The sequence below is a fragment of the Sphaerotilus montanus genome, assembly GCF_013410775.1.
GTDB classification, from domain to species: domain Bacteria; phylum Pseudomonadota; class Gammaproteobacteria; order Burkholderiales; family Burkholderiaceae_C; genus Sphaerotilus; species Sphaerotilus montanus.
In genome coordinates, this window is record NZ_JACCFH010000001.1 from 2187375 (window position 1) to 2211508 (window position 24134).

The following is a 24134-nucleotide window of genomic DNA, read 5'->3' on the forward strand; positions in this document are numbered from 1 at the left end:
GGGTCAGGGTGACTCGATGCGGGCGATGACCATGTCAGCGGTGAAGCCGATGAATGGATCCTGGGCAAAACGCTGTCGGGTGGCGCGCAGGGCCGCTACATGCTCGGGCTGGCCCACTTCGGCCAGCACATCAATCGCGGCGGCCACCACGTTCACCTCCTGCTCGTTGGCCAGCACCATCAGCAGCCACTGAGGCACCTGCTCGTGGCGGAGTTCGCCCAGCAGGTTGACCGTGAAAATCCGGACATCCACATCGGTGTCACCGAGCAGCGCAGTGATGCGGGGTGCGACCGCGCGCGGCATGCCGGCCAGCGCCTCGATCGCCCGGTTGCGCAACTGCGCGTCGTCGCGGCGCAGCAGTGGCAGCAGCGCGCTCACGCTGTCCGGCGTGGCCATGGTGCCCAGCGAGGTGAACAGCGCTTCGCGCACGCTACTGTCCTGCTCCTGCAACAACTGTTCGCCTAGCGCTCTGACCGTGTCGGGGTGGGCGGCCAAGTCGCGCGCCGCCCAGCGCCGCAGTTCGATTTCCGGGCTGCGCAACTGGGCGATCAGGCCCTGGGCATCGCGGGGCAGTGCTCGGTCAATGACCGGGCGCAGCGGGTCGAGTTCGGAGTTCTTGCGCAGTCCCATCAGATGGCCTTCATGCGGTTTTCTGGATCCAGTGACGCAGTTGGCGGGTCACGTCACCACAGGGCAGCACCACGCTGGCACCCCCACGCTCGATCAGTTCTGACGGCATGCCGAACACGACCGCGGTCTCTTCTGACTCTGCAATCGTCCTTCCGCCGGCAGACTTGAGTTCGGCCATCGCGCGGGCGCCGTCGTAGCCCATGCCGGTCAGCAGCACGCCGACCAGTTTCTGCGCCGGCATCACCCGCATCGCGCTTTCCATGAGCACGTCCACCGACGGGTGCCAGAGGTGGCCGGGCGTTTCCGGGTGCGGCTGGACCATCAGCCGTCCAAGGCGCTCGACCACGACCATGTCGGTGTTGCCACGGCCGATGTAGATGTGGCCCGGCTCGATGGGCATCTGCGTCGAGGCTTCGCAGACCTGCAGGGCGCACAGCCGATCCATGCGCTGCGCGAACGCCTGGGTGAAGTTGCCGGGCATGTGCTGGGCCAGCAGCACTGGCCAGGGAAAGTTCGCTGGCAACTGCGGCAGGATGTCCTCCAGCGTCCGCGGCCCGCCCGTGGAAACGCCGATCACGACCAGCCCTGGCAAGGCGGCAGCGCTGGTGCCGAGGCGGGTGCCCGCGTGCGAGGGGGCGCGCACGGGCGCCGGGTTCGGTGTACTGACCGGGCGTGTTGCCAGGGGCGGGCGCGTCGAGGGCCTGCGCATGCGTGACTGCGCCGCCGTGCGCACTTTCTGAAGCAACTGGAGCGCGATCTGGTCGATGCTCAGCGAGATCGTGCCGCCCGGTTTGGCGATGAAGTCCACCGCACCAAGCGCCAGCGCCTCAATGGTGGCCTGGGCACCCTGCTCGGTCAGCGACGACACCATCACGACCGGCGTTGGTCGCGCCTGCATCATCAGTGACAGCGCCGTCAGCCCGTCCATCTCGGGCATGTTGATGTCGAGCGTGACCACGTCGGGCTCCCACTCGATCAGCCGCTCGATCCCTTCCCGGCCATTGCGGGCTGTGGTGACCTCGTGGCCTTCCTGGGTCAGCACGGTGCTCAGCAGGCGCCGCATCAGCGCCGAATCGTCTACCACCAGAACCTTGGACATGTCGCTGTGCTTCCTTCCGTGGGGGAGCGCGTGCGGATCAGGCTGCCCGTGCCAGTCGGCGCGGTTCATCCGGGTGCTGAGGTGACTGCGGGTGCGAGGGTTCGGTGCCTGGCTCGGCCATGGTGTTCATGGCCTGGATCTCGCGGGCGGCCAGCAACTGGTTCGGGTCGATCAGCATCACCAGCCGCCGCTCGCCGTCGAGCTTGGCCACACGCCCGATGAGGCTCATCTGCTCGTCGGAAAGTCGCGGTGCGGGGTCGATGTGCTGGCGCGGAATGCGCAGCACCTCGGCCACCGAATCGACGATGAAGCCGGTGCGCAGCCCGTTGAGCGTGTAGACCATGATGCGCTGGCGGTCATTGCGCTCGATGGCGGGCATGCCCAGGCGCGTGCGCTGGTCGATCACCGGCAGCACGGTGCCGCGCAGGTTGATCACGCCCTCGACGAAGCGGGGCGTCTTGGGCACCCGCGTCAGCGTATCCGGCAATCGGACGATTTCCTGCACGCTCATGATCGGCACACCGAACTCCTCGGCGCCGAGCCGGAAGATCACCACCTGGGCGTCGTCATCGTCGGGTTGTGTGCTGGACGCGGCGGCGTTGGAAGAGATCGAGGCGTTCATGTCGGTGTCGTGCGTGAATGCGTGGTGAGCCGGGTCGGTCCTGGACATCTGCAGGGCCTCGCTGATGGCGGGCATGCCGAGCAGCTTGTCGGTGGCGATGATCGACACCAGGCGCCGGCCGTTGTCGAGCCTGCAGATCGAGGAGAACTCCTGCAGCTGCTCGTCGCGCGCCAGCAGGCCGGGCATCGCGTCGGCCTGGCTGCGCGGTACGCTCAGCACCTCCTTCACCGAGTCCGTCACCAGCCCGATCTGGCCGCCGCCGGGCAGGGCGACGACGACGATGCGGTGGTGCTCGGTCAACTCGGCGGGCGCCAGATCGAACAGCGTGCGCAGGCTCACCAGCGGCAGCAGACGCTGGCGCAGCGAGATCAGCCCGAGCACGTGCGCCGGCGTGTTGGGCACTGCGGTGATCGTGCTGGGTACCTGGACGATTTCCTGCACATCGGCGATGTCGATGGCGTATTCCTGGCCGCAGACGGTGAAGCTCACCAGGCGCAGTTCGTCCGAAGCGTGTTCGCTGTCCGCGTCAGCCGACTTCGATGGCTCGGCCGATTGGTGCGAGCCACCGACCTGGCGGGTGCTGATCTGCGTGAAATGCTGTTGCACCAGCCGTGCGAAGTCCAGCACCAGCAGCAACTGGCGCTGGCCATCGGGCCCGGTCCGGTTGATCACGCCCGTGAGGTAGTCGGCCTGCACGACCGACTGGATCGACCGCACGGGCTCGATGTCGCCCGCGTCGATGCTGATCACGCTGGAGACCCGGTCCACGACGAAGCCCAGCGACTGGCCGAGGTTGATCACCAGCGCGCGGCTGGCATCGTCGTTGACGCGCTCTGCGGTGTTGAACAGCCGGCGCAGGTTGATGATGGGCAGTACCCGGCCGCGCAGGTTCGATAGCCCGTCCAGCGCGGCAGGGGTCAGCGGCATCCGGGCCACGTCGGGCACCCGGATGATTTCCTGAACCGGTGCCATCGGCACGGCGAACATCTCGTTGGCCACGGAGAACGTGACGAACTGGAGGCCCTGCGCCGTGGAGGGCTCCTGGGCAGCGTGGGGGTCGGCGCCGGGCTCGCGAGCCGTCTCGAATTCGGTGACAGGCACGGAGCGCCTCCTCAGTTGCTCTGCAGTTCGTCAGCCAGCGAGGCGATTTCCTCGATGGCGGCCGACAGCTCCTCTGCGCCCTGGGACTGCTGCTTTGCGGCGGTGGCGGCTTGTTCGGCGGCACGCTCGGCTTCCTGGGCGGCCGAGGCGACCTGGTCAACGGCGACCTTCACCTGCGCCAGTGCGGTGACGATCTCCTGGGCGGCGAGGGCGGCTTCCGCATTGCCTTTCTCGACTTCGATCACGTCCCCGTCCATCAGCAGCAGGTTGCTGGTGATCGAGCGGGCCTTGTCCACTTCGCTGAGGGCCGAGGCCGTGATCTCGGTCAGGTCGCGGCCCACCATGCCGATCTGGTCCTGGATGCTCTTGACCAGATCTTTGATCCGGTCGGCGTTTTCGGCCGAATCGTGGGCGAGGTTGCGGATGTCGGTGGCGACGACGACGAAGCCCTTGCCGTACTCGCCTGCGCGGGCCGCTTCGATCGAGCCATTGACGGCGAGCATGTTGGTCTGGATCGACACCTGCGTGATCGCGTCCACGATCTTGTCGATCTTGCGGCTCACCAGTTCCAGCTCCTTGATCTGTTGCAGGCTGGTGCGGGTGGAGCTGACGCTGGAGGTGATGCTGCCGACCAGGCTGTCGATCAGCCGCCGGTTTTCGCCCATCAGGCCCTTGATGGCGCCGGCGCGTTCACGGGCGTTGCGGGCACGTTCTTCGGCGACCTGCGCGCCTTTTTCGATCTGGACGACCGCGGCGGCCGACTCGGTGGTGGCGGACGCCTGGGCCTGCGCACCCTTTCGGATCTGCTCCAGCGCCACCATGATCTGGGCGGCCGAGCGGTTGATTTCCTGGACCGCACTGGAGAGTTCCTCGGCGGCGCTGGCCACTTCCTCGGCGCTCTTGCCGATGTCCGACGAGTTCTTCAGGTCGTCGGCGATCTCCGACAGGTTCTGGGCGGTCTGCTCGCATTCGGCCAGCGCGGCGCTCTGCTCCTCGGCAGTCTTGGCGGCTTCCTCGCAGGCCGAGGACTGCTCGGTGGACGCCGAGGCGATCTGCTCCGCCCCCTTGAGCGCTTGCTGGGCGGCGACGCTGGACTGCTGGGCGGCGGACGCGATCTCGGCCGAACCGGTGACGATCTCGGTCGCATCGACGCGGATCTGCTCCAGTTGCTTCAGGATGGTGCCGCTCTTCTCTACCTCGGTCTGAATGGCGTCGGCCGACTGGTTGATGCCGCTGGCGATGGTCTTGACCTCGCCCTGGATCTGACCCACCAGGTCCTGGATCTGCTTGGCGCTCTTCTCGCTGGTTTCGGCCAGCGTGCGCACCTCGTCCGCGACGACGGCGAAGCCCTTGCCGTGCTGGCCGGCGCGGGCGGCTTCGATGGCGGCATTCAGCGCGAGCAGGTTGGTCTGGTCTGCGATGCGCGCCACGGCCTTGACGATGTCGCCGATGTTGGCCGCCTGGCGCTCCAGCTCGGCCACCATCTTGACGGACTCGGCCTGGCGGCGCGCGGCCAGGGTGACATTGGTGACCGTGCTGCGCACTTCGCCGTCGATGCGGCCGGTCATGGTCTGCATGCTCTGGGCCTTGGACTGGGCCAGACTGACCGCATTGAGCTGTCGCACGATCGAGCTGGAGACCTGGGTGATGGCGGCCAGCGACTCCTGCGCGGCGCCTGAGGCTTCTTCGGCTCCGCTGGCAATCAGGTCAGAGGCGCGCTTGAGTTCTTCTGACGCGGAGGCGGCCTCGTTGATGCCGGCCGACAGTTGGCTGGTCGCGCTGGCCACCCGCTCGGCGGCCTGCTGTTGTTTGGCCATCGTGCGTGCGCGTTTGCGGTTCGCTTCGGCGTCGCGCGTCATGCTGCGGGTCAATCCCTTGGCGACCACAGGCGTGGCGGCAGCGGGTTGTGCGGATTCTCGTGATTTGGTGACCAGCGCCATGAAGGGGCTCCGAATGAGGTAACGAGGTGACCCGCTCCGGGGTCGGTGATCAAGGCAGAGAGTCAGAGGATTTCAGCACCGTGGCAAAAAGCTGGTCGCATGATGTAGTCGGTGTTTGGCGTTCATAGAACGCGAACAAGGGCCTCAACCGGCACAATCTGGCCATGAATGGACGGTTGTCATGTCTGGCGGTACTGGTACTGTGCTGGCTCGGGCTGGTCGGGGCTGCGGTGGCCGAATCCGCCGAGATTGGCCCTACGCTGGGCCGCCCGCGCATCGGCCTGGTGCTCTCGGGCGGTGGCGCGCGCGGGCTGGCGCATGTGGGCGTGCTCAAGGTGCTGGAGCGCGAACACATCCCCATCGATGCCATTGCCGGCACGTCCATGGGCGCGATCATTGGCGGCCTGTACGCCAGCGGCTTGCGCGCCGATGACCTGGAGCGCGAGCTGCTGGCGCTCGACTGGACCACCCTGTTCGCCAACCGCCTGCCGCGCGAGACGCTGAGCGAGCGGCGCAAGGAGGAGGACTTCGAGATCTCGCCCGCGCTGGAGGTGGGCCTCAGCCGCAGCACCGGCGAGCTGATGCTGCCGATCGGCTCGGTGTCGAGCCGCGGGCTGGAGCTGCTGCTGCGTCGCTACACGCTGCCGGTGCGCCAGCTGCCGAGCTTCGACGTGCTGCCGATCCCTTTTCGCGCGGTGGCCACCGACATGGAGTCCGGCGAGGCGGTGATCTTCCGCGAGGGCGATCTGGCGCAGGCGCTGCGGGCGAGCATGTCGGTGCCGGGGGTCTTCCCGCCGACCGAGGTCGATCACCGCATCCTCGGCGACGGCGGGCTGGTCAACAACCTGCCGGTGGACGTCGTGCGGGCGATGGGCGTGGACCTGGTGATCGCCGTCAACATCGGCACGCCGCTGGCCGGGCGCGACAGCCTGGGCACGGTGCTCGGGCTGACCTCGCAGATGGTCAACATCCTGACCGAGCAGAACGTGCAGCGCTCGATCGCCACGCTCGACCCGGCGCACGACCTGCTGATCGCGCCCCCGCTGGGCCGGCTGACCTCGGGCGATTTCGACCGGGCCATCGACCTGATCGCCGCGGGCGAGCAGCACACCGTGCGGATGCTGCCGCAGCTGGCGGCGCTCCGTCTGAACGAGGTGGACTGGCAGGCGCTGCGCCGCGCCCAGACGCGGCCGGAGAATCCCCCGAAACCGATCACCTCGGTGCGCTTCGAGGGCCAGGACATCACGGCACCCGAGCGCCTGCGCGGTGTGCTGGCCGTCCAGCCGGGCCAGCCGTTTTCCGTCGAACGCGCCGAGCGCGACAGCCGCGCGATGGCCGCCAGCGGCGACTACCTGCATGTCGACTACCGCGTCGAGGACCTGCCCGCCGGCTCCGGGCTGGTCTACCGCGTGGAGGAGAAACCCTGGGGGCCGCACTATTTCCGGCTCGGACTGGACATGCAGAGCGACTTCGCCGGCCGCGGCGACTTCAACGTCAAGCTCAGCCACAACCGCCACTGGCTCGACGACAGTGGCACCGAGTGGCGCAACCGGGGCCAGCTCGGGTCGGTGCCGCGCTGGTTCAGCGAGCTGTACGTGCCGTTGGTGGCGGGCAGCGGTCCGGCCAGCGACTGGTTCCTGGCGGGCTGGGCCGAGGTCGAACGCCGCCGCCTGACCACCTACCAGCCGCTGCAGCCCGACGAGAGCGCGCGGGCGCTGGCCGTGCTGGGCCGGCAGGTGCGCGGACAGCTGCGGATCGGGATCGATCTCGGTCAGCCGCTGGGAGACCTGGGCGAGTGGCGCGTGGGGCTGGTGCGCGACATGCTGAGCCTGGATCCCGAGATCACCGCCGGCACCTCCGACCCCGCCAGCCTGAACGCCGGCCGCAGCCGCGAGTGGGCGCTGCGCAGCGGACTGGTGATCGACCAACTGGACCATGCGAGCTTTCCGCGCCAGGGCTGGCGCATGAAGCTGGGCGTGCAGGCGGGCCGGCGCTGGCTGTCCGGCGGCGGTGCGGCCGGGGAGAGCGATGTCTTCCACCGCGTCGAGGCCGACCTGACGCAGGTGGCCAGCAGCGGCCGCCAGACGGTCGAGACCACGCTGCGCCTGCGCCATGCCCACCAGCACGAGGCGCCGGGGCAGGTCGGGCACTACACGCTGGGTGGCTTCCACAACCTCTCGGGCTACGAGACCGACCAGCTCGCCGGCAACAATACCCTGCTCGGGCGCCTGACCTGGATGGTGCGGCTCAACCGCCAGCCGGTGCTGACCCGGGGCGTGTTCGCGGGCGCCACGCTGGAGGCGGGCAATGCGTGGCTGTCCTCCCGCTCGGTCAGCCTGCAGGACCTGCGCTGGGGCAGCAGTGCCTTCCTGGGCGCGGACACGGGGCTGGGGCCGCTCTACCTCGGGCTGACCTGGGCGCCGCGCGGCCGGACCGGTGTGTACCTGATGCTCGGGCGGCCCTGAGCCACCGGCGGCCGGCTCAGCGCAGCGAACTGCGCCGCACCACCAGCTCGACCGGGAGCGTGCGGGGGGGCACCACCTCGCCAGCGACGATGGCGAGCAGCGCGTCGACGATCTCGATCCCTGCGACCGAGACCGGCTGGCGCACCGTGGTCAGCGGCGGGTAGGCGTGGCTGGCCCATTCGATGTCGTCGTAGCCCACCACCGCCACGTCGCGCGGCACCTCCTTGCCATGCGCGCGCAGCACCTGCACCACCGCCATCGCCAGCACGTCCGAACAGGCGAACACCGCATCGAAACCGGTGCCCGATTCGATGAGCCGGGACAGGTCGGCGCGCGCCTGGTTGGCGTCGAACGGGGTGTGCAGCTCCAGTGTCGGCTCGGTCTCCCGCTCCGCCTCGGCCAGCGCCTGCCGGTGGCCGCGCAGGCGCTGGGCCACCTCGGGCAGGTCCGGGTCGCCCATGAAGACAATGCGCTGGCAGCCCTGTTCCAGCAGGTGCTGCGTGGCCAGGGCGCCGCCGGTGGCGTTGTCGCCACCGACCGAGCAGTAGCGCTGCACGGGGATCTGCGCGCCCCATACCACCAGCGGCACGCCGCGCTCGGCCATCTGGTTGATCTGCTCGTGGCGGTGCCACTGGCCGATCAGGACCACGCCCATCGCGGTGCCGGTGTCCCAGGCCTGCGCGGCGAGTTCCAGCCGGTCGGCGTCCACCCGCGACACCAGCATGTCGAAGCCACGGTCGGTCAGCGCATCGGCCAGGCTGCCGAGCATGGCCAGGAAGAACGGGTCCGACACATGCTGGCGCGAACGCCGGTCGTAGGGAATCACCACCGACACGGTCTTGTTGTGGCGCAGGCGCAGGTTCTTGGCACCGACGTTGATGGTGTAGTTCAGCGAACGCGCCAGCTCGGAGATGCGCTGGCGCGTCGCGGCACTGACCTCCGCGCTGCCATTGAGCGCCCGCGACACCGTGGCGACCGACACCCCGGCGATCCGGGCGATGTCGGCCATCTGCAGGCGCTGGCGTTCGGGGCGTTCGGCAGGGGGCGGGTCAGGCTGATGGGTCATGCGAGGGGTTCCCGGCGACCGGCTCGATGACCACGGGCGCAGCGGCGATGGCGGCTGCAGCGTCCAGTGACGGCTGCGCCACCCAAGCGTGCAGGATCTCCGCCACCTCGCCCACGCCCTGGCGCTTGAGCGACGAGAACAGCGTGATGCGGATGTCGGACTCTTCGGTGGACAGCGCGGCCAGCACCGCCCGGGCCTTGCGCAGCGAGTCGGCGGCTTCGTTGCGGTTGAGCTTGTCGGCCTTGGTCAGCAGCACCAGCAGTCGCACCTCGCCGTTGGCGAGACGCGGTGCGACGAAATTCAGCAGTTGCCGGTCGAGGTCGGTGAAGCCGTGGCGGGAGTCGACCATCTGCACCACGCACGCCAGGTTGCGCCGCACGCGCAGGTAGTCGGCCATCACCTCCTGCCAGCGCACCTTGGCCGCCTTGGCCACCGCTGCGTAGCCGTAGCCGGGCAGGTCGGCCCAGTACGCCTGCGGGGCATCCTTGGGACCGACCTCGAACAGGTTGATGTGCTGGGTGCGGCCAGGCGTCTTGGACGCATAGGCCAGCTGCCGCTGCTGGGCCAGCGTGTTGATGGCGGTCGACTTGCCCGCATTGGACCGGCCGACGAAGGCGATCTCGGGCAATTCGTGCGCCGGGAGCTGGTCCAGACGGCTCGCGGTGGTCAGAAAGCGGGCCGTGTGGGTCCAGGCGAGGGCGACTCGCGTGGCATCGGCGCCACCGACGAGAGGGGCAGTGGTGGGGGTCATCATTCGGCATTGTAAAATCTTCAGGTTTCACGTCTGCCTTTGCGCCGCTCAACCATGAAATCGCACGTCAAGTCGCTTCTTGCCCTGCTCGCGGCGGCCGCCATGGCCACCCCGCTCGCTGTCCAAGCCAATGAGGCCCAGCCGGCCGCTGCCAAGGTCGATCCGGCCAAGGGGCAAGCCCTCTCTACCCAGGTCTGTGCTGCCTGCCACACCGCCGACGGCTCGCGCGGTTCGCCCGCCTACCCGATCCTGCAGGGTCAGCACCCCGAGTACCTCGCCAAGCAGTTGGCCGAGTTCAAGGCAGGCAAGCGTGAAAACGCCATCATGAAGGGCTTCGCCTCCGCGCTCAGCGACGAGGACATGAAGAACGTCGCCGCTTTCTATTCCAGCAAGCAGGCCAAGCCGGGTGCCGCGAAGAACAAGGACCTCGTCGTCCTGGGCGAGAAGATCTACCGCGGTGGCATCGCCGACCGCAAGGTGCCCGCCTGCGCAGGCTGCCACAGCCCGTCCGGCGCTGGCATGCCCGCCCAGTACCCGCGCCTGTCGGGTCAGCACGCCGACTACACCGCCGTGCAGCTGACGGCGTTCCGCGATGGCATCCGCAAGAACAACGCCGTCATGACGGGTGTGGCTGCCAAGATGAACGACCGCGAGATCAAGGCCGTCTCCGATTACATCGCCGGGCTGCACTGAGCTCCTCCCCACGGCGGCAGGCCACTGCGTCGCCGTCGTTGATGCAGATCAATAAGGCCGGTCTCTGACCGGCCTTTCCGCATCTTTACGCTGCATTCAGCTTTCGTTCGCATAATTCCACCCGCCATGTCCGCATCCCCTTCCGGCTCAGAAGTCCAGGGCGGTTCGCGCTGGAAGCAGGAGACCGTGGAACTGCTGTCGTCGATGCGTTTTGCCATCGCGCTGTTCACGATCATCTGCATCGCCTCGGTGATCGGCACCGTGGTCCAGCAGCACCAGCCGCCTGTCAATTACGTCAACCAGTTCGGCCCCTTCTGGGCCGAGGTGTTCGGCCGCCTGGGCCTCTACGCGGTCTACAGCACCGCCTGGTTCCTGCTGATCCTGGTGTTCCTGGTGGTCTCGACCAGCCTGTGCGTGGCGCGGCACACGCCCAAGATCCTCGCGGACCTGCGCAACTACAAGGAAAACATCCGCGAGTCGGCGCTGCTGGCCTTCCACCTGAAAGCCAGCGGTGCGCTGCCACTGGACCGCGCACAGGCGCTGGCCCGTGTCAGCGAGGTGCTCGCCAACGACGGCTGGAAGGGCAAGGCGCAGGTCCGCGAGGGCGGCGTGATGGTCGCCGCGCGCCAGGGGGCGGCCAACAAGCTCGGCTACATCGCCGCGCACAGCGCCATCGTGCTGATCTGCATCGGCGGGCTGCTGGACGGGGACCTGATCGTCAACGCCCAGATGGCGCTGCTGGGCAAGTCCACCTACGCCGGTGGCGGACTCATCAAGGACGTGGCGCCCGAACACCGGCTGTCCACCGCCAACCCCACCTTCCGCGCCAATCTCTACGTGCCTGAAAAGGCCGTCGCCGGCACCGCGGTGATCAACCTCACCAGTGGCATCGTGCTGCAGGACCTGCCCTTCCAGGTCGAGCTGAAGAAGTTCGTGGTGGAGTACTACGACACCGGCATGCCCAAGCTGTTTGCCAGCGACATCGTCGTGCATGACGCCGACGGCACGAAGACCGAAGCCAAGGTCAAGGTCAACGAGCCCTTCATCCACAAGGGCATCGCCATCTACCAGTCGAGCTTCGAGGACGGTGGCTCGAAGCTGACGCTGATGGCCCGTCCGATGGGCCGTCCCGGCGCCCCGTTCGAGGTCAAGGGCGAGGTGGGCGGTGTCACCACGCTGACCAACGCGGCATCCCAGACCGACAAGCTCCAGCTCGAATTCACCGGTCTGCGCACCATCAACGTCGAGAATCTGGCCGCCGAGAACGCGGGTTCGACGTCGGGCGCCGACGTGCGCAAGGTCGATCTGGTCGGCTCGCTCGGCGAGCACCTCGGCTCCGGCGCCCGCGTCAAGGCCGACAAGAAGCTGCACAACGTCGGCCCGTCGGTGACCTACAAGCTGCGCGATGCCTCCGGCCAGGCGCGGGAATACAGCAACTACATGATCCCGGTGGAACTGGATGGCCAGAAGGTCTTCCTCGCCGGGGTGCGCGACTCGCCCGACCAGGCCTTCCGCTACCTGCGCATTCCCGCCGACGAGCGCAGCACGCTCGACGACTGGATGCAGATGAAGGCCGCGCTGGCCGACCCCGCCAGCCGCATGGAGGCGGCGCGCCGCTACGTGCGCCAGTCCGCGCCGGCCGACAAGCCCGAACTCGCGCAGCAGCTCGAAGCCTCCGTGCTGCGCGCGCTGACGCTGTTCGCCGGTGCCGAGGCCGTGCGCAAGGATGCCCCGAGTGCCGGACTGGTGGCGCTGCAGGACTTCATCGAGACCAATGTGCCCGAGGCCGACCGCAGCCGCACCTCCGAGGTGCTGATCCGCATCCTCAACGGCGGGCTGTTCGAGCTGCTCAACCTCGTGCGCGAACGCGCCGGGCGGGCCGCGCTGCCGCCGGGCGAGGATGCCCAGCGCTTCATGGGCCAGGCGGTGCTGTCGCTGTCGGACTCGTTCGCCTATCCCGCGCCGCTGCTGCTGTCGCTGACCGGCTTCGACCAGGTGCAGGCCAGCGTGTTCCAGGTCACCCGCGCGCCCGGCCAGAAGCTGGTCTACCTGGGTTGCGGATTCCTGATCCTCGGCGTGTTCGCGATGCTCTACATTCGCGAACGCCGCCTGTGGATCTGGATCGAAGGTCCGGCGGACGCGCCGTCCACCACCGTGACCCTGGCCCTGTCGGCCACCCGACAGACCATGGACACGGACAAGGACTTCGACGCCTTGAAAACCAGGATGCTGCAGACACCATGAACCAGACCACCACCCTGACCCTCGGCCGGGCCTCGCCGCTGAGCCGGCGCAGCGCCTTCGACTGGCTGTTCGCGCTGCTCGTGATCGGCGGCGCGGGCTTCGTCTGGCAGCGCTACGGGCTGTCGATGGACGGCTACGAGCGCGGCATCCTGCTGTGTGCCGTGCCGAGTCTCATCGCGCTGGGCTGGTTCTGGGCGCCGCTGCGGGGACTGAGCCTGGGCGTCGGTGCGGTCAGTCTGCTGGCGATTGCCCTCTACATGCGCCAGACCGACGCCTTCGGCGCCGATCTCGCCGCCGCGGACAAGGTCTTCTGGCTCAAGTACCTGCTGTCCAGCCAGAGCGCCATCATGTGGATGTGCGTGCTGGTGTTCATGAGCACGCTGGCCTACTGGATCGGCCTGCTGATCGGTCGCGGCAGCGACACGGCGCAGCGCATCGGCTCCTGGCTGGCCTGGGCCGCCGTCTTCATGGCGCTGACCGGCACCTTCGTGCGCTGGTTCGAGAGCCACCAGATCGGCCCCGACATCGGCCACATCCCGGTCAGCAACCTCTATGAAGTGTTCGTGCTCTTCATCTGGCTGACCACGCTGATCTACCTGCACATCGAAGGCCACTACAAGACCCGCGCGCTGGGCGGGTTCGTGATGCTGATCGTCAGCGCCGCGGTGGGGTTCCTGCTGTGGTATTCGCTGGTGCGTGGCGCGGACCAGATCCAGCCGCTCGTGCCGGCGCTGCAGAGCTGGTGGATGAAGATCCACGTGCCGGCCAACTTCGTCGGCTATGGCACCTTCGCGCTGTCGGCCATGGTCGCGCTGGCCTACCTGGTCAAGACGGCGCCGGTGCGTTCGCTGTGGACCGGGCTGGTGGGGGTGCCGGGGGCGCTGCTGCTGGTGCTGGCCGGTTTCTGGTTGCTGGGTGATCTCGCCCCGCAGACCTCGACGGCGGTGATGAAATCCATGCGCATGCTGGGTGGCTGCATGGCGCTGTTCGCCTTCACCATTGCGGTACGGGGTGTCCTCAATGCCCGCACGCCAGCACCGGAAGTGCTCGACGACGTGATGTACCGCGCCATCGCCCTCGGCTTCGCCTTCTTCACCATCGCCACCATCCTCGGCGCCTTCTGGGCCGCGGAGGCCTGGGGCGGCTACTGGAGCTGGGACCCGAAGGAAACCTGGGCGCTGATCGTCTGGCTGAACTACGCCGCCTGGCTGCACATGCGGCTCATGAAGGGCCTGCGCGGCTCGATGGCGGCGTGGTGGGCGCTGGTCGGACTGGTGGTGACCACGTTCGCGTTCCTGGGCGTCAACATGTTCCTGTCGGGGCTGCACTCCTACGGCGAGCTCTGACCCCGCGTCCGGTTCCTGCCGCGGCAACTCAAGCCGCCGCGCGTGCCGCCGATAGGGCAGAACAGAGAGGTTCTGCCATGCCCTACGTACACAGAGATGCCCGCGGCCAGATCGACCGCATCCACCGCGATGAAGTGCCCGGGGCGGAATTCCTGCCGCCGGAGCATCCGGAGCTGCTCCAGATGCTGGGCGGCTCCGCCAAGGGGGCCTCGTTCGCGCACTTGGACACCGGCCTGATCCGTGTCCTGGAGGATCTGGTGGACGTGCTGGTGTCGCACAACGTCATCTGCATCACCGACCTGCCGATCGAGGCGCAGCAGAAACTGTTCGCGCGCAAGAATTTCCGGGACCGCTTTCAGAGGAATGCCCTGCAGCTCGGTGCACCGGAAGTGCCCTTGGGCCATGATTCGCTGATTCCCACGGTCGCCATGCCCGTCGCCCCCGCCCGGGTGAAGCGACGGGGCTGATCCGGTGTAAGAAACCGGGTCGCTGCGGCGACTGAGGGAGGACGCATCCCAAGGAGCCCTCCATGTCCGCACGATCGCACGGCCACCCCGACCACGGTTTCCTCCACCCCGTTCCCAGCGAGATCACGCCGGCCGAGGTCTACGCCGGCCGCCGGCAATGGCTGCGGCAGCTCGCCGCGGGCACCGGCGGCGCGGTGCTGGCCAGCTGGGCCGCCCGCGATGCGCTGGCCCAGGCTGCCGCCAGCAGCCCAGGCCGCCCCGGCAAGCTCGCACCGCTGCCCGGCAACCGCAGCGCAGTGCCCGGCGCCATGGTGATGGACAAGCCCACCGCCTACGCGGATGCCTCCACCTACAACAACTTCTACGAGTTCGGCACCGACAAGGCCGACCCCGCCCGCAACGCCGGCAAGCTCCAGACCCGCCCGTGGACGGTCGCGATCGAGGGCGAGGTGAAGAAGCCGGGCGTGCTCGACCTGGAGGCGCTGCTGAAGCTCGCGCCGATGGAGGAGCGCATCTACCGCCTGCGCTGCGTCGAGGGCTGGTCGATGGTGATCCCCTGGGTCGGCTTCTCGCTGGCAGAACTCGTCCGCAAGGTCGAGCCGACCGGCAACGCCAAGTACGTCGAGTTCGTGACGCTGGCCGATCCGAAGCAGATGCCGATGGTCGGCTCGCGCGTGCTCGACTGGCCCTACGTCGAAGGGCTGCGCATGGACGAGGCCATGCACCCGCTGGCGATGCTGGCCTTCGGCATGTACGGCGAGGTGCTGCCGAACCAGAACGGCGCGCCGGTCCGGCTGGTCGTGCCGTGGAAATACGGCTTCAAGAGCGCCAAGTCGATCGTGAAGATCCGCTTCACCGACAGGCAGCCCGGCACCGCCTGGAACAAGGCGGCGCAGCAGGAGTACGGCTTCTTCTCCAACGTCAACCCCGAGGTCGACCACCCGCGCTGGAGCCAGGCCACCGAGCGCCGCATCGGCGAGGACGGCCTGTTCGCGAAGAAGCGCCCGACGCTGATGTTCAACGGCTACGGCCCGCAGGTCGCGTCGCTCTATGCCGGCATGGACCTGCGCAAGTTCTTCTGACCGGAGCGCGCCATGAACCTCGCTGCCGTGAACCGGGTGCTGCTGCACCCGGCGGCCAAGCCATTGCTGTGGCTGCTGTGCCTGGTGCCGCTTGCCGGCTGGATCTGGGGAGGGTTCCACGGCAGCCTGGGGGCCAATCCGGCGGAGACCATCCTGCGCGGCACCGGATCGTGGACGCTGCGTTTCCTGTGCATCGTGCTCGTCGTGACCCCCCTGCGCCAGTGGACCGGCCTGAACGCGCTGGCCCGCTGGCGGCGCCTGCTGGGGCTGTACGTCTTTTTCTACAGCGTGCTGCACTTCCTGGCCTATGCCTGGCTGGACATGGGCTTCGATCCGGCGGCGGTCGTGAAGGACCTGGCCCGGCGGCCGTTCGCGCTCGTGGGGTTCCTTGCCTTCGTGCTGCTGGTCCCGCTGGCGGCGACCTCGTTCAACCGCGCCATCAAGGCGATGGGGGCGGCGCGCTGGCAGCGCCTGCACCGGCTGGTCTACGCCATCGCCTTGCTGGGCCTGCTGCACTTCTTCTGGATGCGGGCCTCCAAGCACCGCTACGACGAGGTGCTGGTGTACGCCGTGGTGATCGGGGGATTGCTGGGCGTGCGCCTGTGGCGCCGGTTGCAGGCGGCACCATCGCCCCGTGCGGCGCCTGTGGCGCGGAATGCGCAACCTTCCCGCGTTACAGGGTCATGACTTGCCTCAAATCCCCCTGAATGGGGGGTTGAGTTCGCCTGATTTCACCCGTTACCGTGACAAAGTTGGCAAAATCATTGACATGTGATTTTCGCCCACTTACGATCAGTCAAAACGTAACAGTGTGTTAAGGAGGTGAACGTGGCTAGCGCGAACAGCATGACCGGTCCGGGTGACGACCTCTCCGCCGGAGCTGCGTCTTCGCTGGAGGGGCAGCCGCCCTGGGACCTGATCGCGCTGTTGACGCTCGCGTTCATCGTCTTCGGTTGGATGGCGCTGGCGGTGTCCTACAACCCCAGCCATGGCGCACAGTTCGCGTTCGAGAGCTTCCACACGGTCGCGCTGCACCAGTTCCAGACCCTGCCCTGGGACCGCTTCCTGCACGAGATGCACACGACCTACGGTCCGGCGTTCTATGCGCTGGTCGGCAGTCTGCACCTGCCGACCGACGGTGTGCGGGCGGTCGGGCTGGTCATGCACCTGGTCTCGACGCTGGTGCTGCTGCAGGTGGGCTTGCGCATCGGCGCCCCCTGGCAGCGGGCGGCGCTGCTGTCGGCGGCTTTCTTCGTGTCCCCGTTCCAGTTCGGCCCGGCGCTCTGGGGGCACCCGGACGCGCTCGCGACGCTGCTGATGATGCTGGGTCTCGGCGCCACGATGCTGCCCGGTCGCGGCACGCACCGCTCGGTCTCGATCGCGCTGCTGCCCGTGACGGTGCTGGTCCACCAGGCCGGCGCGGCGGTGGTGGCCGCGTCCTGCCTGGACGATCTGCGTCTGAAGCGTTACGCCGACATGGCCGTCAAGCTGGTGGTCACGTCCGCGATGCTCTACCTGCTGTACCGGGTCTGGGACGGGTTCACGCCGCCCTCGCTCCAGACGGCTGCACGCATCAACACGCGGGCCTTCCTGATGGCCTTCACGCTGCTGGTGCTCGGTCTGCATGCCTGGGACCGCCTCAACACCCGCACGCGCGGGATCGTGCTGCTGGCCCGCTTCACGCTGCTGTGGCCGCTGTTCACGCTGGTCTACGCGCTGTCGGATCCGTTCGCGGCCGGTGGCTTCGTGTTCTCGCGGCTGGATGCGCTGGAGGGCGGGAGGCTCCCCGTCAACCTCGCCAGTCCGGCGCTGATGGCGCTCGTGGTGGCCTGGTGCTGGCGATCGCTGCTGGGCTACCGGCTCTCGACCGCACAGATCACGCTCGGTGCCGCCGTGCTCGCCACGGGGTCGGCGCTTTATCTGAAGGATGTCGACTTCTTCTTCTGGCCGCTGCTGCTGATCCGGCTGGTGCGCTGGGGCGCACAGCGGCCGAGCGTGCGCGATGCGCTGATGCGCAGCGCAGTGGTCTGGACGCTGGTCAGCCTGACGCTGGCAACCCTGTCCTACAGCCAGCTCTGACCTGCGCGGCTTCGCGGTGGGCGAGGTGCGTGCGGATCGCACGTCCAGCCGCCCGGTGATCGCGGATCTCCCTGAGCTGCGGGATCCCCCGCTTCCCCTGCCGTTCGTACCATGCTTCGCAAGACGGTCGGCCCGAAGCCGGCTGCACAACCACGGTGCGGGGGCATCCATGATTTCCAGGGAACACACAGAGACCGATCGATCCGAGGCGGGCACCGAGCTCCGCAGCGAGGGCTGGCCGCAGCGCATGGAGCGGGCCCGACAGGAGCGCAACCACCGCGAGATGGCCCGGCTGCTGCTCGACGGTGCGGACACCGCGATGGCGGATGCCGGCGACGACGAGTCGCTGGAGCGGGCGCAGTGGCTGCTGACGCGCACGCAGCGCTCGCTCGACGCCTGTGGCCCGCACCCGGACTGCCTGCAGCTGCTGTGCGAGCTGATGGAGCGCCAATGGCAGCTCGCGCAGCACTGGCAGCAGCTCGGCCATCCCGGGCAGCGCCATGCTGCCCGCGAGCAGGTCCGCGATCTGGCGTTCGAGGTGGCCCGCCGCGGCGAGCGCACCGAGGACCTGGGCCTGCGGGTGTCGGTGATCCTGCGGGCCGCCGAGGCTCTGGAGGCGCTGGGCGACCAGAGCGATGCCCACGCGCTGCGGGCACGGGCCTTTCACAGGCTGGGGGCCGCCAGTCTGCGCGAGACCTCGTCGCGCTTGCCCGAGGCGGCCTCGTCGCCCTGCCGCGCGGCCACGTCGTACCAGTAACGCGCCAGCCGCAGGTCGGCCTCGGTGCCGAGGCCGGTTTCGTACATCGAGGCCAGCAGGTACTGCGCCCCCACGTCGCCCGCCTGCGCGGCCTGGCGGTACCACTGCAGCGCCCGGGCTTCGTCCCGCGGCACGCCGCGGCCCAGGTAGTAGCCGGTGCCAATGGCCACCTGCGCATCGACGCTGCCCGACTCGGCCGCCCGCTGGTACCACGCCATCGCGCGGGGCAGATCGATGGGGGCGTAGCGTCCGGACTCGTGGAACTCGGCCAGCGCCACCTGCGAGGTGACAAACCCGGCGTCGGCCGCTGCCTGCAGATGGCGCAGGGCGACCGCGGTGCGCGCGCCGGGCAGCTCGCGCTGCAGGTGCATCACCGCGAGGTTGTGGTGGGCGGCCGGCACGCCGGCGCGGGCGAGCTGCTCGAAGGCCTCGCGTGCCGGGCGGAAATGGCCCTGGGCGTGGTCGGCCAGCGCCCGTTCCAGTTGCTGGTGCTGGGCCGGTGTGACGGCCTGGGCAGGCCCGGCCAGTGCCAGCAGCAGGCCGAGCAGCCCGCCCAGGCGGGAAACGGTGCGCGGATATCGACGCGGGTGCAGGAACATGGATGGATCCTCCGTGCTGGTGGCATCGACCGTAGCGCGGCCCGCCTCGGCTGTCAGCGCCGCGGCTCAAGACCCCAGCAGCTTCAGGTCGAATACCCGCTCGACCACCCAGGCCGCGGCGATCAGCGCCACCGCCGACGAGCCGCCGATCAGCACGCCGCGCTGGTAGAAGCGCGTGCCGCGCGCCCACCACGCCAGCGGCAGGAACAGCGCCACCAGCGACAGCTGCCCCAGCTCGACCCCGAGGTTGAAGCCCAGCAGCGACGCGGCCAGCGAGCCGCCACCCAGCCCCAGATCCTTGAGTGCGCCGGCAAACCCGAAGCCGTGCACCAGTCCGAATACCAGCGTCAGCCGCCAGCGGTGCTGCGGCGCTAGCATCGGCCGCAGGTTGTCGATCGCCGTGAAGACCACCGAGGCGGCGATCAGCGACTCGACCCAGCGCGAGGGCGGATCGACGATGTCCAGCACCGCCAGCGCCAGCGTCACCGAATGCGCCGCCGTGAAGGCGGTGACGATTTTCAGCACCTCGGCCAGCATCGGGCGCCACTGCGTCGCGGCTTCCCGCCGGCCGGCCGCGCCCGCGACGAGTACCGCCGGCAGCAGCAGCGCCAGCAGGAAGAGCACGTGGTCGGTGCCGATCAGGATGTGGTGGATGCCCTCGGCGACAAAGCCTGCGAAGCCGCTCGGTGTCTCTCCGTCGGCGGAGGCTGCGAGTGCGAGGGTGGTGGGCGGCGTGCTGCCGGGCACCAGCACGGCGGTCTGTGGGGCGCCGGCGCCATGGCTCAGGCGCAGCAGGCCGCGGTGGCTGGCGTCGGTGTCGGCGAAGAGCCGGTAGTCGATGGTCAGCGCCTGCGCGCCGGCCGGGCAGGTCCAGCGGCTGCGCAGCACGGCGTAGGCACCGTCGGTGTGCTCGTCCAGCTGCGGCTCGCCGGTGGCGACCGAGCTGCAGGGCTGGCCGGCCACGCTCAGGCGCACCCGCTCGGCGGTGTAGCGCTGCAACTCCTCCCAGCGCGTGCGCACCTCGGCCCACTGCAGGCGGCCGTCGTCGTTGTGGTCCAGCACCAGTTCGCGGTCCAGGTCGCGCAGGTGGACGTCCAGCCGCTGGTCGATCTGCGTGTCCGCCACCTGCAGGGTCAGGTAGGCGTCGCTCGGCTTGTGGGCCACGGCGGCCGGTCCGAACGACAGGGCGGCCAGCGCGAGCAGCCAGGGAACGAGGCGGTGGGTCATGGCGGGTCAGCGTTCGGGAACAGGAGCGGGGGTGGGCGCAGGCGCGGCCAGTGCTGCCGTCAGCCGGACATCGCGCCGATGGTAGACGCGCAGATGGCGCAGCACGTCGCGCGCGGCCTGGGGCTGGCCGGCGGCATTGGCGCAGTCGAGCAGCAGCCGGGCGTCCGCCGGCTCCTTCTGCACCGCCCAGTTGGCGAGCGCCAGCGGCAGCGCCGCCTGCGGCTGGCCGCGCAGTTCCAGCAGGTAGCGCGCCTGCTCGCGCCGGTGGGTGGTGTCGCCGCGTTCGCGGGTGGCGTCCAGGCGCTGGCCGAGCAGGTCGGCAGCGGCGGCGGCACGCGGGTCCCCCAGCCGCTTCAGCGCGATCGCGCGGCGCAGCAGCAGGCTGTCGGGCAGGTCTTCCAGCGGGATGTCGGACAGGCGCAGCACCTCGGCGTGGCGCTGGCGGTCCAGCAGCCAGTCGGCCAGTGAGGCGCGGGTGTAGGCCTCGGGCTGCAGTTGCAGGGCGCGTTCGAACAGGCCGAGCGCGGCTGGATCGCCGCGCCGCTCGGCCAGTTCGCCTTGTACCAGCGCCAGCCAGGCGGCGGTGCCGGGGTCCGATTGCGGCGTGACCTTGGCGGCCAGCGCGGCGAGTTCGCGGGCGCCGCGGCCCTCGTCGCCCATCAGGCTGGCGAGTTCGGCGGCACAGACGGCGGCCGGCAGCTGCACGCTGTCGCCGAGCGTGGCGTAGCGGGCGCTGCCCAGCCGTTCGCAGCCGAGGCGGGCGTCTTCGAGCCGGCCCTGCGCCTGCAGCAGCGCCAGGCGGATCAGCTCCGCCTGGGCCTGCAGCGGCAGCGGTGCCTGCGGGCTGGCGATCAGCGCGTCCAGGTCGGTCAGTGCGGGGCCGAAGTCGTGCTGGGTCTGGAGGATCGAGGCACGCAGCAGCCGCACAGCCGGTGGCGGAGCGGCCTGGGTCCACCACGGCGTCAGCGCGGCACGGGCCACGCCGATCTCGCGGGGATCGCCATCGCGGCGGAAGCGGTCGATGGCGGCGCGGGCCAGTTGCAGCGCTGCCGGCAGGGCGGCCGGCGACGTGCCGAGTGCGTGGACCTGGCGCGCCAGCTGCCGCGCCTGTCGGCGGGCGGCCGTCGTGCCGGGCAGGGTGGCGACCACGGTCTGGTCGTCGGTGGGGGTGTGCGGGGTGGCGCCGCTCGGCCCGCCCAGGCCGATGGCGAGCAGCGCCACCACGAGCGTGCGGGCGAGCGGCGTGTTCACAGCGTCACCGGCTCGTCGGTGTCGCTGGTCGGCGGCGTGACGCTGGACACGTCCAGCGGCTCCGACGTGTCGACCGCGTCCAGCATGCCGGCGTAGCTGGCGAAGGCGGCGACGCTGACCGTGGCGGTGGCGGGCACCTCGTTGGTCGTGGCCGTCACCGGCGTGTCGTCGCTGCCGCCGCCGCACGCCACCAGCGTGGCGCTGGCGAGCAGCAGGGGGAGAAGGGCAAGGGTTCTCATGGCAGTACTCCTGTGGGGTCCTGGGGGCGGGCCGGGTTACTTCGTGCCGCCAATCGGCGTGTTCAGGTAGGGGAAGCCGGCCAGCAGCGGAACCACGGCCTGGTCGACCGCGTCGTGCAGCTTGAACGCCGTCGCGCCCAGCGGCACCGCCGACGGCTTGCACGCGGCGCCGAAGCCGAAGGCGTTGGTGTCGCCATTGGCCATGCACAGGCCGCCCATCACCGCGACCAGCGAGATGTCCACCACGTCGTCCTTCGGGCGGCGGCCGTTCGGGTAGCCCGCGTTGTCGGTGCCACCGGCCAGCACGTTGCCGACGATGCCCAGGCGGTTCTGCTGCGCGTACGCCACCGGCGCGATGGCCGTGTTCAGGCGCAGCATTTCCGAGGCGACCACGTTGGCGGGCTGGTTCACGCCCTTGATGCCGGTCAGGAAGGTGGTGACCAGGTCCGTGCGCGGGTAGTTGGTCGGCGCGGTGCCGGGGAGGTTCAGCGCGATCTCCAGCAGCTTGGGCAGTGTCGGGTGGGTCACGTAGTCGGCGAACTGGCCGTCGTCCTTGGGCTTGGCGGCGTTGAACTTGTCCTTGTCCTTCAGGCCGATCACCACTTCGTTGACCAGCGGCATGCCCAGACGCGACACCTGCGTCCACGCGCCGCCCGCCTTCTCGCCCATGTGGTGGCCGGAACCCGGCTTGCCGTCGAGCAGGCGGGCCTGGCGCAGGCTGGCCGTGGTCCAGCCGCCGATGACGGTTTCGCTGCCCGCGGTCAGGCAGCTCTTGTGGACTTCGAGCGCCAGCGTGGTGACGTTCTTGTCGCCGAGCGGGTTCGGCACGGCGCCCTTCAGGTCCGGGTTGGTGATGACGGAGACCGGCGCGTTGACCAGGTCGAAGATGGTGCCGAGGTTGACGGCGAACGGGTCCTGGCGCTGACCGACGAAGACGCGACCGGGCTGGTCGCAGCCGGGAATCTTGACCGCGTGGATGTGCTTGGCGGCGTAGCCGGCGTAGTCGGGAATGGTCTTGATGCCGATGTTGTCCACCGGCTTGTCGAAGGTGGCGCTGCCGCTGGAGGCCTGGGTCAGCGCGCCGCCCGTGCCCTTGCGGCGGTCACCGCGCTTGACCTCGACCGTGAAGGTCTCGGCGAGCTGCAGGCTGGCGTCCTTGACATTGGCGATCTGGCCCGCCTGGATCAGCGGGATGTTGACCGTCTTGTCGCCGACCGGCAGGTTCACGCCGGCGCCGTTGCCCGCCAGCGTGTTCTTGAAGCGGAACTGGAAGCTGATGTCCTCGACCGCGTCGCCGTTGTTGTCCACATGGATCTCGTACAGCGCGTTCGGGTCCATCGAGAAGTAGTTCGGGCCGCCGTAGGCGTCCTGCAGCGGCTGGTAGTTGGCGATCAGCGTCACGTAGTCGCTGCGGTTCGCCTCGTAGCTGCGGAACAGGTAGAAGTCGGTCGCGTCCACCTTGGGCGCGGTGGTGATGAACGGCGCTTCCCGGTGGCTGGACGCCAGGCTCACGCCGGTGGCCAGCGTCATCGCGGCAGCGATGGCCAGGGTGGTGAGGTGGGGGCGGGCGGTGCGGGGGGCGAAGGTCATGGTGGAACTCCTGGTGTGCGGTTGGGGCTGGCCGGTCGCAAGGGATATTCAGCCGGTCAGATCTCCTTACGCAGGACCTGTCCGGCTGGATGCAGGTTTTTCGACGCACCGCGGTGGGAAAATATGGGGATGAGCCCTCTTGACCCTGCCGAGCCTTTGTTGCGCCTCCTGGGCCGCGTGCCCTACGAGCCGACCTACGCCGCGATGCGCGCCTTCACCGACGCCCGCACGCCCGACACGCCCGACGAACTCTGGCTGTGCGAGCACGACCCGGTCTACACCCAGGGCATCGCCGGCAAGCCGGAACACGTCTTCGCGCCCGAGGGCGTGCCCATCGTGCAGACCAACCGCGGCGGGCAGGTGACCTACCACGGCCCCGGCCAGGTCGTCGCCTACCCGCTGATCGACCTGAAGCGCCTCGGGCCGCAGGGCATCTACGTCAAGGAATACGTCTACCGCATCGAGGAAGCCGTGATCCGCACGCTGGCCGACCTCGGCGTCACCGGCCACCGGGTGCTGAGCGCACCGGGCATCTATGTGCGGCTCGATGACCCCTTCGCGCACGGCGCGCTGCGCGGGCCGGCCGATCCGCGCGATCCCTTCCGCGGGCTGGGCAAGATCTCGGCGCTGGGCATCAAGATCGCCAACCACCGGACGTACCACGGCGTGGCGCTCAATGTGGCGATGGACCTGTCGCCCTACCAGCGCATCAATCCGTGTGGCTACGCAGGGTTGCAGACAGTCGACTTGGCTACACTCGGCGTTCACGCCGACCTCGGCGACGTGGCTGCGCGCCTGGGCACCCACCTCACCCGGCTGCTGAGTCCCTGACCCGCCTGATCCCCGCGGGTCGCGCCTTCCTTCTTCCCCGTCGATCCGTCCCGCC

At 69.2% G+C, this 24134-nt stretch carries 21 protein-coding genes; 10 read left to right on the top strand and 11 right to left on the bottom strand.

Annotated elements, in window-relative coordinates:
- Window positions 1-3 precede the first annotated feature (3 nt).
- The 4 genes from BDD16_RS09950 to BDD16_RS09965 all read right to left on the bottom strand — a co-directional run bounded on the left by BDD16_RS09950 (window position 4) and on the right by BDD16_RS09965 (window position 5392).
- Complete coding sequence (locus BDD16_RS09950; protein WP_179633803.1) at window positions 4-630, bottom strand: HEAT repeat domain-containing protein; 627 nt, start codon at window positions 628-630, stop codon at window positions 4-6.
- Between the two features lie 10 nt (window positions 631-640).
- Window positions 641-1729 carry a protein-glutamate methylesterase/protein-glutamine glutaminase gene (locus BDD16_RS09955; RefSeq protein ID WP_179633804.1) on the bottom strand — a complete coding sequence of 363 codons (1089 nt, stop codon included), beginning with the start codon at window positions 1727-1729 and terminating at the stop codon, window positions 641-643.
- Window positions 1730-1766: 37 nt separating this feature from the next.
- Window positions 1767-3338, bottom strand: a complete 1572-nt coding sequence (locus BDD16_RS09960; protein WP_218898052.1) for a chemotaxis protein CheW — start codon at window positions 3336-3338, stop codon at window positions 1767-1769.
- 125 nt (window positions 3339-3463) lie between these two features.
- The gene (locus tag BDD16_RS09965; RefSeq protein ID WP_179633806.1) at window positions 3464-5392 is read right to left on the bottom strand and encodes a methyl-accepting chemotaxis protein; all 1929 of its coding nucleotides are present in this window, start codon (window positions 5390-5392) and stop codon (window positions 3464-3466) included.
- A 164-nt stretch (window positions 5393-5556) separates the two neighbouring features.
- Here BDD16_RS09965 and BDD16_RS09970 point away from each other — a divergent pair, with 164 nt between their 5' ends.
- The gene (locus BDD16_RS09970) at window positions 5557-7857 is read left to right on the top strand and encodes a patatin-like phospholipase family protein (RefSeq protein WP_179633807.1); all 2301 of its coding nucleotides are present in this window, start codon (window positions 5557-5559) and stop codon (window positions 7855-7857) included.
- 16 nt (window positions 7858-7873) lie between these two features.
- Here BDD16_RS09970 and BDD16_RS09975 read toward each other — a convergent pair whose 3' ends face one another.
- Together BDD16_RS09975 and yihA are read right to left on the bottom strand one after the other, a co-directional pair.
- Entirely contained in the window at window positions 7874-8923 is a 1050-nt protein-coding gene (locus BDD16_RS09975; RefSeq protein WP_246332508.1) for a LacI family DNA-binding transcriptional regulator, read from the bottom strand.
- The gene (yihA, locus tag BDD16_RS09980) at window positions 8907-9677 is read right to left on the bottom strand and encodes a ribosome biogenesis GTP-binding protein YihA/YsxC (RefSeq protein ID WP_179633808.1); all 771 of its coding nucleotides are present in this window, start codon (window positions 9675-9677) and stop codon (window positions 8907-8909) included. The genes BDD16_RS09975 and yihA overlap by 17 nt, the downstream gene beginning before the upstream one ends.
- A 51-nt stretch (window positions 9678-9728) precedes the next feature.
- Here yihA and BDD16_RS09985 point away from each other — a divergent pair, with 51 nt between their 5' ends.
- The 8 genes from BDD16_RS09985 to BDD16_RS10020 all read left to right on the top strand — a co-directional run bounded on the left by BDD16_RS09985 (window position 9729) and on the right by BDD16_RS10020 (window position 18342).
- Window positions 9729-10367, top strand: coding sequence for a c-type cytochrome (locus BDD16_RS09985; protein ID WP_179633809.1), 639 nt, complete (start codon window positions 9729-9731; stop codon window positions 10365-10367).
- 126 nt (window positions 10368-10493) lie between these two features.
- Window positions 10494-12611, top strand: a complete 2118-nt coding sequence (locus BDD16_RS09990; RefSeq protein WP_179633810.1) for a cytochrome c biogenesis protein ResB — start codon at window positions 10494-10496, stop codon at window positions 12609-12611.
- Complete coding sequence (ccsB, locus tag BDD16_RS09995) at window positions 12608-13957, top strand: c-type cytochrome biogenesis protein CcsB (protein WP_179633811.1); 1350 nt, start codon at window positions 12608-12610, stop codon at window positions 13955-13957. The genes BDD16_RS09990 and ccsB overlap by 4 nt, the downstream gene beginning before the upstream one ends.
- A 77-nt stretch (window positions 13958-14034) precedes the next feature.
- Entirely contained in the window at window positions 14035-14424 is a 390-nt protein-coding gene (locus BDD16_RS10000; protein ID WP_218897759.1) for a hypothetical protein, read from the top strand.
- Between the two features lie 62 nt (window positions 14425-14486).
- On the top strand, window positions 14487-15506 hold the full coding sequence (msrP, locus tag BDD16_RS10005) for a protein-methionine-sulfoxide reductase catalytic subunit MsrP (protein ID WP_179633812.1): 1020 nt from the start codon (window positions 14487-14489) through the stop codon (window positions 15504-15506).
- 12 nt (window positions 15507-15518) lie between these two features.
- Entirely contained in the window at window positions 15519-16193 is a 675-nt protein-coding gene (locus BDD16_RS10010; protein WP_218897760.1) for a protein-methionine-sulfoxide reductase heme-binding subunit MsrQ, read from the top strand.
- Between the two features lie 159 nt (window positions 16194-16352).
- Window positions 16353-17585: a hypothetical protein gene (locus BDD16_RS10015; RefSeq protein WP_179633813.1), complete on the top strand. Its 1233-nt coding sequence runs from the start codon at window positions 16353-16355 to the stop codon at window positions 17583-17585.
- A 169-nt stretch (window positions 17586-17754) separates the two neighbouring features.
- Complete coding sequence (locus tag BDD16_RS10020; protein WP_179633814.1) at window positions 17755-18342, top strand: hypothetical protein; 588 nt, start codon at window positions 17755-17757, stop codon at window positions 18340-18342.
- On the opposite strand, the gene BDD16_RS10025 is transcribed toward BDD16_RS10020, so the two are convergent.
- The 5 genes from BDD16_RS10025 to BDD16_RS10045 all read right to left on the bottom strand — a co-directional run bounded on the left by BDD16_RS10025 (window position 18249) and on the right by BDD16_RS10045 (window position 23248).
- Window positions 18249-18941, bottom strand: a complete 693-nt coding sequence (locus BDD16_RS10025; RefSeq protein ID WP_179633815.1) for a tetratricopeptide repeat protein — start codon at window positions 18939-18941, stop codon at window positions 18249-18251. The genes BDD16_RS10020 and BDD16_RS10025 overlap by 94 nt on opposite strands.
- Before the next feature lie 66 nt (window positions 18942-19007).
- The gene (locus BDD16_RS10030; protein WP_179633816.1) at window positions 19008-20168 is read right to left on the bottom strand and encodes a HupE/UreJ family protein; all 1161 of its coding nucleotides are present in this window, start codon (window positions 20166-20168) and stop codon (window positions 19008-19010) included.
- A gap of 6 nt (window positions 20169-20174) precedes the next feature.
- Window positions 20175-21419, bottom strand: a complete 1245-nt coding sequence (locus BDD16_RS10035) for a hypothetical protein (RefSeq protein ID WP_179633817.1) — start codon at window positions 21417-21419, stop codon at window positions 20175-20177.
- The gene (locus BDD16_RS10040; RefSeq protein WP_179633818.1) at window positions 21416-21658 is read right to left on the bottom strand and encodes a hypothetical protein; all 243 of its coding nucleotides are present in this window, start codon (window positions 21656-21658) and stop codon (window positions 21416-21418) included. The genes BDD16_RS10035 and BDD16_RS10040 overlap by 4 nt, the downstream gene beginning before the upstream one ends.
- 36 nt (window positions 21659-21694) lie before the next feature.
- Window positions 21695-23248 carry a DUF4331 domain-containing protein gene (locus BDD16_RS10045; RefSeq protein WP_179633819.1) on the bottom strand — a complete coding sequence of 518 codons (1554 nt, stop codon included), beginning with the start codon at window positions 23246-23248 and terminating at the stop codon, window positions 21695-21697.
- 129 nt (window positions 23249-23377) lie between these two features.
- Between BDD16_RS10045 and lipB the strand changes: the two genes are divergently transcribed.
- Window positions 23378-24079: a lipoyl(octanoyl) transferase LipB gene (gene lipB, locus BDD16_RS10050; protein ID WP_179633820.1), complete on the top strand. Its 702-nt coding sequence runs from the start codon at window positions 23378-23380 to the stop codon at window positions 24077-24079.
- Window positions 24080-24134: the final 55 nt, after the last annotated feature.

Excerpts from the sequence above, each read along its gene's own strand:
- BDD16_RS09950 (WP_179633803.1), bottom strand. The coding sequence starts at position 630 with ATGGGACTGCGCAAGAACTCCGAACTCGACCCGCTGCGCCCGGTCATT.
- BDD16_RS09955 (WP_179633804.1), bottom strand. The coding sequence starts at position 1,729 with ATGTCCAAGGTTCTGGTGGTAGACGATTCGGCGCTGATGCGGCGCCTG.
- BDD16_RS09960 (WP_218898052.1), bottom strand. The coding sequence starts at position 3,338 with ATGTTCGCCGTGCCGATGGCACCGGTTCAGGAAATCATCCGGGTGCCC.
- BDD16_RS09965 (WP_179633806.1), bottom strand. The coding sequence starts at position 5,392 with ATGGCGCTGGTCACCAAATCACGAGAATCCGCACAACCCGCTGCCGCC.
- BDD16_RS09970 (WP_179633807.1), top strand. The coding sequence starts at position 5,557 with ATGAATGGACGGTTGTCATGTCTGGCGGTACTGGTACTGTGCTGGCTC.
- BDD16_RS09975 (WP_246332508.1), bottom strand. The coding sequence starts at position 8,923 with ATGACCCATCAGCCTGACCCGCCCCCTGCCGAACGCCCCGAACGCCAG.
- yihA (WP_179633808.1), bottom strand. The coding sequence starts at position 9,677 with ATGATGACCCCCACCACTGCCCCTCTCGTCGGTGGCGCCGATGCCACG.
- BDD16_RS09985 (WP_179633809.1), top strand. The coding sequence starts at position 9,729 with ATGAAATCGCACGTCAAGTCGCTTCTTGCCCTGCTCGCGGCGGCCGCC.
- BDD16_RS09990 (WP_179633810.1), top strand. The coding sequence starts at position 10,494 with ATGTCCGCATCCCCTTCCGGCTCAGAAGTCCAGGGCGGTTCGCGCTGG.
- ccsB (WP_179633811.1), top strand. The coding sequence starts at position 12,608 with ATGAACCAGACCACCACCCTGACCCTCGGCCGGGCCTCGCCGCTGAGC.
- BDD16_RS10000 (WP_218897759.1), top strand. The coding sequence starts at position 14,035 with ATGCCCTACGTACACAGAGATGCCCGCGGCCAGATCGACCGCATCCAC.
- msrP (WP_179633812.1), top strand. The coding sequence starts at position 14,487 with ATGTCCGCACGATCGCACGGCCACCCCGACCACGGTTTCCTCCACCCC.
- BDD16_RS10010 (WP_218897760.1), top strand. The coding sequence starts at position 15,519 with ATGAACCTCGCTGCCGTGAACCGGGTGCTGCTGCACCCGGCGGCCAAG.
- BDD16_RS10015 (WP_179633813.1), top strand. The coding sequence starts at position 16,353 with ATGACCGGTCCGGGTGACGACCTCTCCGCCGGAGCTGCGTCTTCGCTG.
- BDD16_RS10020 (WP_179633814.1), top strand. The coding sequence starts at position 17,755 with ATGATTTCCAGGGAACACACAGAGACCGATCGATCCGAGGCGGGCACC.
- BDD16_RS10025 (WP_179633815.1), bottom strand. The coding sequence starts at position 18,941 with ATGTTCCTGCACCCGCGTCGATATCCGCGCACCGTTTCCCGCCTGGGC.
- BDD16_RS10030 (WP_179633816.1), bottom strand. The coding sequence starts at position 20,168 with ATGACCCACCGCCTCGTTCCCTGGCTGCTCGCGCTGGCCGCCCTGTCG.
- BDD16_RS10040 (WP_179633818.1), bottom strand. The coding sequence starts at position 21,658 with ATGAGAACCCTTGCCCTTCTCCCCCTGCTGCTCGCCAGCGCCACGCTG.
- BDD16_RS10045 (WP_179633819.1), bottom strand. The coding sequence starts at position 23,248 with ATGACCTTCGCCCCCCGCACCGCCCGCCCCCACCTCACCACCCTGGCC.
- lipB (WP_179633820.1), top strand. The coding sequence starts at position 23,378 with ATGAGCCCTCTTGACCCTGCCGAGCCTTTGTTGCGCCTCCTGGGCCGC.